Below are 12596 nucleotides of genomic sequence, written 5' to 3'. Positions count from 1 at the left end.
CTGCTCGCGAATGCGGTGGAACAGGCGACATCAATGCTGGATGTCAGACCGCTTTCGCGAGCAGGCTCGCTCCCACATTTTGTACTTCAGCGCCCTTTGAATTGCGCCACATTCGCCGACCGGGTCTCTGTCTGCACCTGGCCCGCAACGCCCAGACGCTCACCGGTATTGGCATCGAACAACAACACTTTCGATGGATCGAACTGCAGCGTCAGGCTTTCGCCTACCTGCGGTGCCACGTCGGGCGCCAGTCGGCAGCAGACCTTGGTGTCGTTCAAGTTGACGAACACCAGGGTGTCCGGACCGGTCGGTTCGGTGACCTGCACTTCGGCACGGATGCTCGGCAGACCATTGCCCTCGCCATTCGCCAGAACGATCTGCTCCGGGCGCAGGCCAAGGATCACTTCGCGGTCTTCAAGCCCGGCGTCCTGCATGCTCATCGGCAATTCGCAGCGCGCCTGGCCGCTGTCGAGCAGCGCCAGCAGACGACCGTCCTTGCGCTGCAAACGCAGGGGAATGAAGTTCATCGGCGGCGAACCGATGAAACTCGCCACGAACAGGTTGGCCGGGTTGTTGTAGATGTCTTTCGGCGTACCGAATTGCTGAATGATGCCGTCCTTCATCACCGCGACTTTGTCGCCCAGGGTCATCGCTTCGATCTGGTCGTGGGTTACGTAGACCGTGGTGGTTTTCAGGCGCTGGTGCATCAGTTTCATTTCGGTGCGCATCTCGACGCGCAGCTTGGCGTCGAGGTTCGACAGCGGTTCGTCGAACAGATAGATCTTCGGCCGCCGCGCCAGAGCACGACCCATCGCCACGCGCTGCTGCTGACCACCGGAGAGCTGGCCCGGCTTGCGATTGAGCAGGTGTTCGATCTGCAACAGCTTGGCCACGCGGGCGACTTCTTCGTCGATCGCTGCCTGCGGCATCTTGCGGATTTTCAGGCCGAACTCGATGTTCTCGCGCACGCTCATGGTCGGGTACAGCGCATAGGACTGAAACACCATGGCGATGTCGCGATCCTTGGGGCTCATGCCGCTGACGTCCTGATCACCGATCATGATCGCGCCGCCGGTGATGGTTTCCAGGCCGGCGATGCAGTTCATCAAGGTCGATTTGCCGCAGCCCGACGGGCCGACGAGGATCAGGAATTCACCGTCCTTGATCGACAGTTCGATGTTCTTCAGGGTGTCCGGCAGGCCGGCCCCGTAGGTCTTGTTTACGTTGCGAAGTTCAAGCGTAGCCATGATTACCCCTTGACCGCGCCGGCCGTCAGCCCGCGCACGAAATACTTGCCTGCGACCACATAGACCAGCAGGGTTGGCAGGCCGGCGATCATCGCCGCTGCCATATCCACGTTGTATTCCTTGGCGCCGGTGCTGGTGTTGACCAGGTTATTGAGCGCCACGGTAATCGGTTGCGAATCACCGCTGGAGAACACCACCCCGAAGAGGAAGTCGTTCCAGATCTGGGTGAACTGCCAGATCAGGCAGACCATGATGATCGGCGTCGACATCGGCAGAATGATGCGGCGGAAAATCGTGAAGAACCCGGCGCCATCCAGACGCGCAGCCTTGACCAGCGCGTCGGGAATGCTCACGTAGTAGTTGCGGAAGAACAGTGTGGTGAACGCCAGACCGTAGACCACGTGCACGAAGACCAGGCCGGTGGTGGTGCTCGCCAGGCCCATCTTGCCGAGGGTGAACGAGGCCGGCAGCAGCACGGTCTGGAACGGCAGGAAGCAGCCGAACAGCAGCAGACCGAAGAACAACTGCGAACCACGAAAGCGCCACATCGACAGCACGTAACCGTTCAACGCACCGATGGCGGTGGAGATGATTACCGCCGGTACGGTGATCTTGATCGAGTTCCAGAAGTAGCCGTCAACCGTGGCCCAGGCCTTGACCCAGCCGATGCCGCTGACCACGGTCGGCCAGCTCAGCAGGTTGCCGGTGCTGATGTCTTCCGGGGTCTTGAAGCTGGTCAGCAACATGACCACCAGCGGCACCAGATAGAGGAACACTGCAAGGATCAGCACCGCATAGATTGCGATGCGGCTCAAGCTGATAGCGGGTTTGGCAGCAAGACTAGTCATGACGCTTGGTCCTCAGCTCGGAATACAGGTAAGGCACGATGATCGCGAGGATCGCACCGAGCATCAGAATCGCACTGGCCGAGCCCATGCCCATCTGGCCGCGACTGAAGGTGAAGGAATACATGAACATCGCTGGCAGGTCGGAGGAATAACCCGGACCGCCGGCGGTCATTGCCGCAACGAGGTCGAAGCTCTTGATCGCGATGTGCGCGAGGATCATCACCGCACTGAAGAACACCGGACGCAGGCTTGGCAGCACGACTTTCCAGTAGATGCGCGGCATGCTCGCGCCGTCGATCTGTGCAGCACGGATGATCGATTGATCGACGCCACGCAGGCCGGCGAGGAACATCGCCATGATGAAGCCCGAGGCTTGCCACACAGCGGCGATCACCAGGCAGTAGACCACGCGATCAGGGTCGATCAGCCAGTCCAGACGGAAGCCTTCCCAGCCCCAGTCACGCAACAATTTGTCCAGGCCCATGCCCGGGTTGAGCAGCCACTTCCACGCGGTACCGGTGACGATCATCGAGAGCGCCATCGGGTACAGGTAAATGGTGCGGATAAAGCCTTCGCGACGGATGCGCTGGTCGAGGAAGACCGCCAGCAACACGCCGATCACCAGGGTGATGCCGATGAACATGCCGCCGAACACGGCGAGGTTCTTGCTCGCCACCCACCAGCGATCGTTGTCGAACAACCGCGCGTATTGCGCCAGGCCGGCCCACTTGTAGTTGGGCAGGAAAGTCGAGGTGGTGAACGACAGAATGAACGTCCACAGGATGTAGCCATAGAAGCCCACCAGCACGATGAACATGCTCGGCGCCAGCACCAGTTTCGGTAGCCAGCGCTGCAACGCATCGAACGGCGAGGCCTTGCTGAACACAGCAACAGAACTCATGGGGAAATCCACAATAAGGGTTTACGAAAGCATTCCCTTGCAGGAGTGAGCCCTGTGGCGAGGGGATTTATCCCCGATCGACTGCGCAGCAGTCGCGAAATCATTACATGCGGTATTTCAGACACTGCGCCGCTGCAACTTTCCGGGGTCGCTTCGCAACCCATCGGGGATGAATCCCCTCACCACAAACGCTCACTCCCACAGGCGCCAAGCATTACTTGGCCGACTGAACCGCCGCGCCGAGTTTCTTCGCCGCATCGGCCGGGTCGGCTTTCGGGTCGTTGATGTAGTTGGTGACTACGTCAAAGAACGCGCCCTGCACGGCCAGCGTGGTCGCCATGTTGTGCGCCATGCTCGGTTGCAGGCCGCCGGACTTGGCGTCCGCGAGGAAGTCCTTGGCAGCGGTCTGTGCGCAGGAGTCGAAGCCGAGCTTGTCCATGTTGTTCAACATGTCGTTGCGTACCGGGATCGAGCCTTTGTTGATGCTGAAGACTTTCTGGAAGTTCTCACCCAGCACGACTTTGGCGATGTCCTGCTGACCGGCCGCAGTGCCTGCGTCCTTCTGCTTGAACACGGCCAGCGAGTCGATGTTGTAGGTGAACGCCTTGTCGGTGCCCGGGAACGCTACGCACTCGTAGTCCTTGCCGGCGACTTTCTTGGCGGCGGTCCATTCGGACTTGGCCCAGTCACCCATGATCTGCATGCCGGCCTTGCCGTTGATGACCTTGGCCGCTTCGAGGTTCCAGTCCTGGCCTTTGCCGTCCGCGTCCATGTAGGTCGCGACTTTCTTCAGCTCGGTGAGCGCCTTGACCATTTCCGGGCCGGTCAGCGCCTTGTTGTCGAGATCGACCAGGGCTTTCTTGTAGCCATCCACGCCCATGACCGAGAGCACCACGGCTTCGAACACGGTGCTGTCCTGCCAAGGCTGACCGCCGTGGGCCAGCGGAATGAAGCCCGCCGCTTTCAGCTTGTCGCCGGCTGCGTAGAACTCTTCGAGGGTGGTTGGATTCTTGGTGATGCCGGCTTTCTTGAAGACTTCCGGGTTGATCCACAGCCAGTTCACGCGGTGAATGTTCACCGGCACGGCCACGTAATCACCGTCGTACTTCACGGTATCGGAGACTTTCTTGTCGAGCAGGCTGTCCCACTTTTCCGACTTGGCGACGTCTTTCAAAACGTCGGTGTCGAGCAGGCCGGTCGACGCCCATTCCTGGATGTCCGGGCCTTTGATCTGGGCAACGCCTGGCGGGTTGCCGGCAACGGCACGGCTTTTCAGCACGGTCATGGCAGTCGCACCGCCACCACCGGCGACAGCACCGTCCTTCCAGGTGAAACCGTCTTTTTCGACTTGGGCCTTGAGCACATCGACAGCGGCTTTTTCGCCACCGGAAGTCCACCAGTGCACGACTTCGACCGAACCTTTGGAATCGGCAGCGGAGACACTGAGCGGCAGGATTGCGAGCGGGAACAGGGAGGCGACAGAAATGACAGTAGCGAGGCGAGAAATCGCATTCATTCGAGATGTACCTTTCTTGTTGTTATGCATTGCAAGTCTGGTGCTTGCGCTGCACGGAGTTTAAACAGAGCGTTTCGCTTCGCAGGTAACGAAGGGACGCGTAAATGTCACGACATGGTTACACAGCAACAGGCCGGGACAACCGCGCCAAAGCCGTGGCCATGCTCGGCGCCAGCGGCAATCGCGGAATCAGCACAGCCTGCCAGGCGTGATACAGATCGGGCTTGCCCGGCCAGATATCGGCACTTGGCACATTCTGCGGATTGAGTTCGTGATGCCAACTGCCGTTGCAGCGGTCGATGAAATTCGTCTCGCAGAACTCCCAGAACAGCCGGTACCAGGTTTCGTATTGCGCGTCGCCGGTGCGTTTGAGCAAGGCGCTGGCGGCGGCGCTGGCTTCGGCATGCGTCCAGTGCAGGCGATGACGGACCACGGCTTTGTTGTGCCAGTCGAGGGTGTAGACGATGCCCGCCGCGCCATCGATATTCCAGCCGTGCCGGCAATTGTTTTCGAAGAGTTTTTGCGCATCAGTCGCCAGCCAGCCCGGCGTAAGCATGCCGGCCTGTACCCGTGCGGCTTCAAGGTGCAGGAGCAAGCGCGCCCATTCGAAACCATGGCCCGGCGTGGTGCCGTAAGGACGGAAACCGTCAGCCGGATTGTCGTGGTTGTATTCGCGCAGCGGCTGCCAGTCGCGATCGAAGTGTTCGATGACCATGTAATCGTTGGCCGCAGCGTGGCCATGGATCACCCGCTCGACGATGCGCTGGGCGCGCACCAGCCAGCGCGGATCTTCGGTGACATCAGCCAGCGCGAGGAATGCTTCGGTCGCGTGCATGTTGCTGTTGGCGCCGCGATAGGCTTCTTCTTCGCTCCAGTCGCGATTGAAGAATTCGCGCATGGCGCCCTCTTCTTCGCTCCAGAAATAAGTGTCGATGATGTCGATGGCGTCATTGAGCAAAGCCTGGGCGCCGGGTCGTTGCGCGACCACGGCGGAGCTGGCGGCGAGCGCGACAAAGGCGTGCAGGTAGGCGTTCTTGCCGGTGTTGTCGTCGCGATGTTCGGCCACCGCAAACCAGCCGCCGTGCAGCGCATCACGCAGAGGCCCGCGCAACGCGGCGATACCGTGGTCGACCAGCTCGGCAAACCCCGGCAGGCCCTGAATGTGCGCCATGGCGAAGCTGTGCGTCATGCGCGCGGTGTTCATGGTCTCGGCTTGCGCGTGCGCTGGCAAACGGCCGCGTTCGTCGAGGTTGCCGAAGCCTTCGGGCAGTCGTGATGCCTTGGCGAAATCCAGCAGACGCAGGCCTTCGGCGGCTAGCCATTGCTGGTGGGCAGGGGCGTTCAGCCAACTGCTGAAGTCTGGGTGAAAGGTGTCCATGGTGTGACCCTTTTTTGTTGTTAGGACTGCGGGCAGTCTAAACAACGGGCCGGGGCGGGCTTGTAACGAAGGGGACGGGGTTTGTCACTGGCCTGTGACATTTGGATTGATGCGTCTGACGTCTTCGCGAGCGGGCTCGCTCCCACAGGCGAACGCATTCCAACCGTCACAACGCGGGCGAATGTGGGAGCGAGCCTGCTCGCGAAGAACGATAACGCGGTCTGACTAATCAACACTGCGCGGCAACTGCAACGTCACCCGCAGCCCACCTTCACGCAGGTTCTGCAACGTCACCTCGCCGCCATGGCTATGGGCAATGTTGCGCGCAATGCCAAGGCCCAAGCCATAACCCTGCTGCTGCCCCGCCAGGCGGAAGTGCGGCTCGAACACTTGCTCCAGCCGCTGCTGCGGCACACCCGGCCCTTCATCATCGACATGCAGAACAAAGGCGCTGTCATCATCATCGATGTGCAGATGCGCGTTCTGCCCGTACTTCAAGGCATTGTCGATCAGGTTGCCGATGCAGCGCTTGAGCGCCAGCGGCTTGCCCGGATACGCCGACAGCGCGCGGCCATGCTGAGTGACGCGGCCATTGCCGTTCGGCGCCAGATACGGCTCGACCAGACAATCGAGGACATGGTTGAGATCCACCGGCTCGATGTTCTCGTGGATGTCGGTGTCTTTCACGCATTGCAACGCGCCTTTGACCAGCAATTCGAGTTCATCCAGATCGCGGCCGAATTTGGCTTGCAGCTGTTCGTCCTCGAGCAGCTCGACGCGCAAACGCAAACGGGTGATCGGCGTGCGCAAGTCGTGGGAAATCGCGCTGAACAACTGGCTGCGCTCGGTCAGGTAGCGGCTGATGCGTTCGCGCATGGTGTTGAACGCGCGACCGACTTCGACCACTTCACTGCCACCGCCCTCCGCCACCGGCTCGACGTCGGCGCCCAGCGACAGATCCCGCGCTGCCCGCGCCAGACGCTTGAGCGGCCGGCTCTGCCAGTGCACCAGCAGGCCGATGAACAACAGCAAGAAGCCGCTGGTGAGGACGATAAACCACACCTGCTGCGCCGGCAGGCCTTGCTCTTCGAGACTGGTGTACGGCTCGGGCAGCAACGAGGCGATGTACAGCCATTCCCCCGGAGCCATTTGAATCTGCGTGACCAGCACCGGCGGATTCACCGGCTCCAGCGTCAACGCGTAATGCGCCCAGGAGCGCGGCAATTCATCAAGTTTCAACCCTGCGTTGAAAATGCGCAGGTCTTCGGGGCTGACGAAGGTCACCGAAATATCCGTGTCATGGCCCAGAGACTGGCGCAGCACTTCGTCCACCGCTTGCATCACCGCAGCCTTGCGCGGCGTCACCGGCAGCACGTCCATGCCCAGCGGCTTATCGTTGAGGGTCACGACAAATCGGGTGCCGCCCATGCTGCGCAACTGATCGAGCACCAGCGGTCGATAGGCCACTGGCAAGGAACGGAAATAGCTGACGCTGGCAGTCATCGAATGCGCCAGGCTGCGGGCACTGGTGACGAGGCCTTCGAGTTGAGTGGCGCGCAACTGCGATACCCAGATCACGCTCGACAGCGTCTGCGCGAACAACACGGCAAGCAGGGTCAGCAGCAGCATCCGCCCGAGCAGCGAGCGCGGCACCGGTATGCGGTTGGCAAATTTGCGTAGCGACTCAGTGAGCATTGCCGGCAACCACATTGGCTGCCAACTGATAACCGCTGCCACGCACGGTGCGGATCAGCCGTGGCGGTTTTTCGGTGTCGCGCAGGCGTTGGCGCAAACGGCTGACGGCCATGTCGACAATGCGATCGAGGGGCATCAGATCGCGGCCACGGGTGGCGTTGCCGATGGTGTCGCGGTCGAGGATTTGCTGCGGATGATCGAGGAACAGTTTCAGCAGGGCGAAATCGGCGCCGGAGAGGATCACTTCCTCGCCGTCGGTGTGGAACAGCCGATGACTGACCGTGTCCAGGCGCCAGTCGTCGAAGGCCAGCACTTCGCTGCCGCTGCGTTCGTGGGCGAACTGTGCGCGGCGCAGCAGGGCCTTGATCCGCGCTTGCAGTTCGCGCGGGCTGAACGGTTTGCCGAGGTAGTCATCAGCGCCAAGTTCCAGACCGATCACCCGGTCGGCTTCGTCGGAACTGGCGGTCAGCATGATGATCGGCACCTGCGCCTGACGCGGATGCTGGCGCACCCAGCGGCACAGGCTGAAACCGTCTTCGTCGGGCAGCATCACATCGAGGATCACCAGATCGCTCGGCGCCTCGTTGAGCGCCTGACGAAAACCGGCACCATCGGCGGTGGCCCTCACCTGAAACCCGGCGCGGGTCAGGTAGGTTTCCAGCAACTCGCGTATTTCCTGGTCGTCATCGACCAACAATATCGACTTGTTGACTGAGCTCACTTCGAAGGCATCCTTGTTGTTGGAGTTGGGGCGGATTATGCCTTAAGCATCAAACTAACAAACACTACAGAAACCCTTGTGAAAGCGAGCCTGCTCGCGAATCGGTTTTAACATTCAACAGATCTGTTGACTGACACACCGCTTTCGCGAGCAGGCTCGCTCCCACAATTGGATTGCATTTCAGGTCGGGATTGATTGGTCCAGGGCCACACCGGCACCAACGAGGCCGGAATACGGCGCGGTCACCAGCCAGACCGGGATGCCTTTGAAGTAATCGCTCATGCAGCCCTTGTCGGCGAAGCAGCGGGCGAAGCCGCTGGCGAGGAAGAAATCGGCGAAGCGTGGAATCACCCCGCCAACGATGAACACCCCGCCGCGCGCGCCGGTGGTGAGCACGTTGTTGCCGGCGACGCGACCGAGCCAGCAGCAGAACTGCTCAAGCACTTCCAAAGCAATCGGATCACCGGCCAGGCCGGCGGCGGTGATCGCTTCCGGCGTCTCCAGCTTAGGCTCATGACCATCGACCGCGCAGATCGCCCGGTACAGCCGAGGCAGGCCGCCGCCGCTCAACGCGGTTTCCGCGCTGACATGGCCGATCTCGTTGTAGATGTGTTGCCACAGTTGCGTTTCGCGCGGGCTGCTCAGCGGCAGGTCGACGTGGCCGCCCTCGCCCGGCAACGCCGCGAAGCGTCCTTCGCCGAGATCGAGCAAGGTGCCGACACCCAGACCAGTGCCCGGGCCGATCACCACTGCCGGGCGCAGAGGCTCCGGCGTGCCTTCGCAAACCACGCGGAATTCGCCGGGCTGCAAGCGGGTCATGCCCAGCGCCATCGCCGAGAAGTCGTTGGTCAGCAACAACTGCTCGACCTGCAAGGTCTTGCAGAACGCGCTGCGGCTGAGCCGCCAGTGATTGTTGGTGAACTTGAATTCATCGCCACTCACCGGACCTGCCACCGACAGGCACACCGAGCCAATCGAGCCCGGCGCCAGACCGAGCCCGCTCAGGTACAGAGCAATCGCCTCTTCCGGGCTGGCAAAGTCGGCCGTGGCCAGCACCTGAACCGATTGCAGTTGCTGGTTTTGCCACAACGCGAACCGCGCGTTGGTGCCTCCGATGTCACCGACCAAAGCCAGTTTCAATTAAGCGTCTCCAGGGCAGAAGTGAAGGCGCTGGCGCCCTGCTCCGCCGAGCTGAAGGCCATGCGCATGAAGCCAAACAGCTCGCGGCCGCTGCCAATGTTGTTGCCCAACAGGCCCTTGGCAGGTTCGCGCGCTGCAAATTCGGCGGCGTCGACCTTTAGTTCCAAGGTGCCTTTGACGCCATCGACGCGGATGATATCGCCCTCTTGCACGCGCGCCAAAGCGCCACCGACATAAGCTTCCGGGCTGACGTGAATCGCTGCGGGGATTTTCCCCGACGCGCCGGACATGCGCCCGTCAGTCACCAACGCCACTTTGAAGCCGCGATCCTGCAATACGCCGAGGAACGGCGTCATCTTGTGCAGCTCGGGCATGCCGTTGGAACGCGGGCCCTGGAAGCGCATCACCGCGACGAAATCCTTCTCCAGCAGACCGGCCTTGAATGCGTCCGCCAAGTCTTGTTGATCCTGGAACACCATCGCCGGTGCTTCGACGATCTGGTTCTCCAGCGCAACGGCAGAAACCTTCATCACCCCGCGACCGAGGTTGCCTTCCATCACCCGCAAGCCGCCCTCTTGCGAGAACGCACGGGACACCGGACGCAAGATGTTTTCGTCGAGACTGTCGGTCGGGCCTTCGCGCCAGACCAGCTCGCCGTTATCGAGGAACGGCTCTTTGGTGTACTGGCTCAGGCCATGACCGAGCACGGTGTTGACGTCTTCATGCAGCAGGCCGGCGCCGAGCAGTTCGCGGATCAGGAACGACATGCCGCCCGCTGCCTGAAAGTGGTTGATGTCGGCTTTGCCGTTCGGGTAGACGTGGCTCAGGGTCGGCACGACTTCGGAAAGGTCGGCCATGTCCTGCCAGGTCAGTTGAATGCCAGCGGCCATGGCGATGGCCGGCATGTGCAGGGTGTGATTGGTCGAGCCGCCGGTGGCGTGCAGGGCAACGATGGAGTTGACCAGCGCTTTCTCGTCGACGATTTCGCCGATCGGCATGAAGTTGCCGTTCTGCTTGGTCAGGCGCGTGACCTGATGCGCGGCTTCGCGGGTCAGCGCGTCGCGCAGTGGTGTGTTCGGGTTGACGAAAGAGGCGCCCGGCAAGTGCAGGCCCATGACTTCCATCAGCAACTGGTTGGTGTTGGCGGTGCCGTAGAAGGTGCAGGTGCCCGGGCTGTGGTAGGACTTCATCTCCGATTCCAGCAGCTCTTCGCGGGTCGCCTTGCCTTCGGCGTACTTCTGACGGACGTCGGCTTTTTCCTTGTTGGAAATCCCCGAAACCATCGGCCCGCCCGGGACAAAGATCGTTGGCAGATGACCGAAACGCAGCGAACCCATCATCAGGCCCGGGACGATCTTGTCGCAGATGCCGAGCATCAGCGCGCCGTCAAACATGTTATGCGACAGCGCCACGGCGGTCGACATGGCGATCACTTCGCGGCTCGGCAGGCTAAGTTCCATGCCCGGCTCGCCCTGGGTCACGCCGTCGCACATCGCCGGAGTGCCGCCGGCGAACTGGCCGACCGAGCCGATTTCGCGCAGGGCGTTCTTGATCTGTTGTGGAAAGACTTCGTACGGCTGGTGCGCCGAAAGCATGTCGTTATACGAAGACACAATGGCGATGTTCGCCGAGTTCATCATCCGCAGGCTGTGCTTGTCTTCAGTGCCGCAACCGGCCACGCCGTGGGCGAAGTTGGCGCATTGCAGCTTGCCGCGCATCGGGCCGTCGGTGGCGGCGCCGCGAATCAATGCAAGGTAAGCCTGACGCGTGGCGCGGCTGCGGGCGATAAGCCGTTCGGTGACCTCAAGAACGCGGGGATGCATGTGTAGAACTCCAGGCTAACGGATGTGGCGACCTGATTGTCTATGCTGGTCAAACGCCGTTGTTGTTGGAATGACAGACGGCTTTTTTGACCATTCGGACCAGTTGATTCAGGTCACTCGTTGTAGATAAAACAAAATATTGCCACTAAAAAGGCTTGTTTTCTATTTTTATGCGAATAATCTTGTAATTCCAACAACAAAACGACGGCGGCGCTGTTCCATGACTCTTCGAATTGCAATCAATGGTTTCGGCCGCATCGGCCGTAATGTCCTGCGCGCACTGTATACCCAAGGCTATCGTCAAGACCTGCAGATCGTCGCGATCAACGATCTGGGTGACAGTTCGATCAATGCCCATCTGCTCAAATACGACACCGTCCACGGCACTTTCGACGCCGAAGTGGCGCACGATAACGAAAGCCTGACGGTCAATGGCGACCGCATCGCGGTCAGCGCCATTCGCAACCCGGCCGACCTGCCGTGGGCCGCTGAAAAAATCGACGTAGTGTTCGAATGCACCGGTCTGTTTACCGACCGTGCCAAAGCCGCCGCGCATATCAGCGCCGGCGCCCGCAAGGTGATCATTTCCGCCCCGGCCAAAGGCGCCGACGCCACCGTCGTCTACGGCGTCAACCACGACATTCTGCGTCAGTCGCACCAGATCATTTCCAACGCTTCGTGCACCACCAACTGCCTCGCACCAGTGGCGCAGGTGCTGCATCGCGAGTTGGGCATCGAAAGCGGCCTGATGACCACCATCCACGCCTACACCAATGACCAGAACCTCACCGACGTCTATCACAGCGACCCGTACCGTGCCCGCTCGGCCACGCAGAACATGATCCCGAGCAAGACCGGCGCAGCCGAAGCGGTAGGCCTGGTGCTGCCGGAACTGGCGGGCAAACTGACCGGCATGGCTGTGCGCGTGCCGGTGATCAACGTGTCGCTGGTCGACCTCACCGTGCAACTGAAGAAAGAAGCCAGTGCCGACGAAGTCAACGCGCTGCTGAAAGCGGCGAGCCAGCATTCGAAAATTCTCGGTTACAACACCTTGCCGCTGGTTTCCAGCGACTTCAACCACAACCCGCTGTCGTCGATCTTCGACGCCAACCACACCAAGGTCAGCGGCAAGTTGCTCAAGGTGCTGGCCTGGTACGACAACGAATGGGGCTTCTCCAACCGCATGCTGGATAACTGCCTGGCATTGTGTAACGCCGAATAAACCGGCGCTCCTTGATTTGACGCACACCCTGTAGATACCGTCTTGAGCCTCACCGGGCAAGCGCAAGTTTCGGGTCATATGGCAGTCCAGACTTGAGCACTCCGT

General features: G+C 61.0%; 10 protein-coding genes. 1 reads left to right on the top strand and 9 read right to left on the bottom strand.

The window, feature by feature from the left end:
* Window positions 1-86: 86 nt before the first annotated feature.
* From AC0IXA_RS13670 to edd, 9 genes are all read right to left on the bottom strand, one after another.
* Window positions 87-1247: an ABC transporter ATP-binding protein gene (locus tag AC0IXA_RS13670; protein WP_073472036.1), complete on the bottom strand. Its 1161-nt coding sequence runs from the start codon at window positions 1245-1247 to the stop codon at window positions 87-89.
* Between the two features lie 2 nt (window positions 1248-1249).
* A complete protein-coding gene (locus AC0IXA_RS13665) occupies window positions 1250-2095 on the bottom strand; it encodes a carbohydrate ABC transporter permease (RefSeq protein ID WP_039758116.1) in 846 nt (281 codons plus the stop codon).
* Window positions 2088-2996 (bottom strand): carbohydrate ABC transporter permease, encoded by a 909-nt coding sequence (locus AC0IXA_RS13660; protein ID WP_016773533.1) that lies wholly within the window; start codon window positions 2994-2996, stop codon window positions 2088-2090. Before AC0IXA_RS13660 ends, AC0IXA_RS13665 begins: the two co-directional genes overlap by 8 nt.
* A gap of 214 nt (window positions 2997-3210) precedes the next feature.
* Window positions 3211-4512 (bottom strand): ABC transporter substrate-binding protein, encoded by a 1302-nt coding sequence (locus AC0IXA_RS13655; RefSeq protein WP_024014061.1) that lies wholly within the window; start codon window positions 4510-4512, stop codon window positions 3211-3213.
* A 118-nt stretch (window positions 4513-4630) separates the two neighbouring features.
* The gene (locus tag AC0IXA_RS13650; RefSeq protein ID WP_471813452.1) at window positions 4631-5890 is read right to left on the bottom strand and encodes a D-mannose isomerase; all 1260 of its coding nucleotides are present in this window, start codon (window positions 5888-5890) and stop codon (window positions 4631-4633) included.
* 225 nt (window positions 5891-6115) lie between these two features.
* Complete coding sequence (locus tag AC0IXA_RS13645) at window positions 6116-7585, bottom strand: ATP-binding protein (protein WP_016773530.1); 1470 nt, start codon at window positions 7583-7585, stop codon at window positions 6116-6118.
* Window positions 7575-8306 carry a response regulator gene (locus tag AC0IXA_RS13640; RefSeq protein WP_039758123.1) on the bottom strand — a complete coding sequence of 244 codons (732 nt, stop codon included), beginning with the start codon at window positions 8304-8306 and terminating at the stop codon, window positions 7575-7577. Before AC0IXA_RS13640 ends, AC0IXA_RS13645 begins: the two co-directional genes overlap by 11 nt.
* A gap of 180 nt (window positions 8307-8486) precedes the next feature.
* Entirely contained in the window at window positions 8487-9446 is a 960-nt protein-coding gene (locus AC0IXA_RS13635; protein ID WP_130886998.1) for a glucokinase, read from the bottom strand.
* Window positions 9443-11269 carry a phosphogluconate dehydratase gene (gene edd / locus AC0IXA_RS13630; RefSeq protein ID WP_016773527.1) on the bottom strand — a complete coding sequence of 609 codons (1827 nt, stop codon included), beginning with the start codon at window positions 11267-11269 and terminating at the stop codon, window positions 9443-9445. The genes AC0IXA_RS13635 and edd overlap by 4 nt, the downstream gene beginning before the upstream one ends.
* Window positions 11270-11489: 220 nt before the next feature.
* Here edd and gap point away from each other — a divergent pair, with 220 nt between their 5' ends.
* Window positions 11490-12491 (top strand): type I glyceraldehyde-3-phosphate dehydrogenase, encoded by a 1002-nt coding sequence (gene gap / locus AC0IXA_RS13625; protein ID WP_016773526.1) that lies wholly within the window; start codon window positions 11490-11492, stop codon window positions 12489-12491.
* Window positions 12492-12596: the final 105 nt, after the last annotated feature.

The sequence above is a fragment of the Pseudomonas sp. AC083 genome, from assembly GCF_979253165.1.
Note: the sequence above shows the minus strand (reverse complement) of the source record. Positions and strands in the feature narration are given on the sequence as shown.

Bases quoted from the DNA above. Each gene is read 5' to 3' on its own strand.
- gap (WP_016773526.1), top strand. From the start codon at position 11,490: ATGACTCTTCGAATTGCAATCAATGGTTTCGGCCGCATCGGCCGTAAT.
- AC0IXA_RS13650 (WP_471813452.1), bottom strand. From the start codon at position 5,890: ATGGACACCTTTCACCCAGACTTCAGCAGTTGGCTGAACGCCCCTGCC.
- AC0IXA_RS13655 (WP_024014061.1), bottom strand. From the start codon at position 4,512: ATGAATGCGATTTCTCGCCTCGCTACTGTCATTTCTGTCGCCTCCCTG.
- edd (WP_016773527.1), bottom strand. From the start codon at position 11,269: ATGCATCCCCGCGTTCTTGAGGTCACCGAACGGCTTATCGCCCGCAGC.
- AC0IXA_RS13665 (WP_039758116.1), bottom strand. From the start codon at position 2,095: ATGACTAGTCTTGCTGCCAAACCCGCTATCAGCTTGAGCCGCATCGCA.
- AC0IXA_RS13660 (WP_016773533.1), bottom strand. From the start codon at position 2,996: ATGAGTTCTGTTGCTGTGTTCAGCAAGGCCTCGCCGTTCGATGCGTTG.
- AC0IXA_RS13645 (WP_016773530.1), bottom strand. From the start codon at position 7,585: ATGCTCACTGAGTCGCTACGCAAATTTGCCAACCGCATACCGGTGCCG.
- AC0IXA_RS13670 (WP_073472036.1), bottom strand. From the start codon at position 1,247: ATGGCTACGCTTGAACTTCGCAACGTAAACAAGACCTACGGGGCCGGC.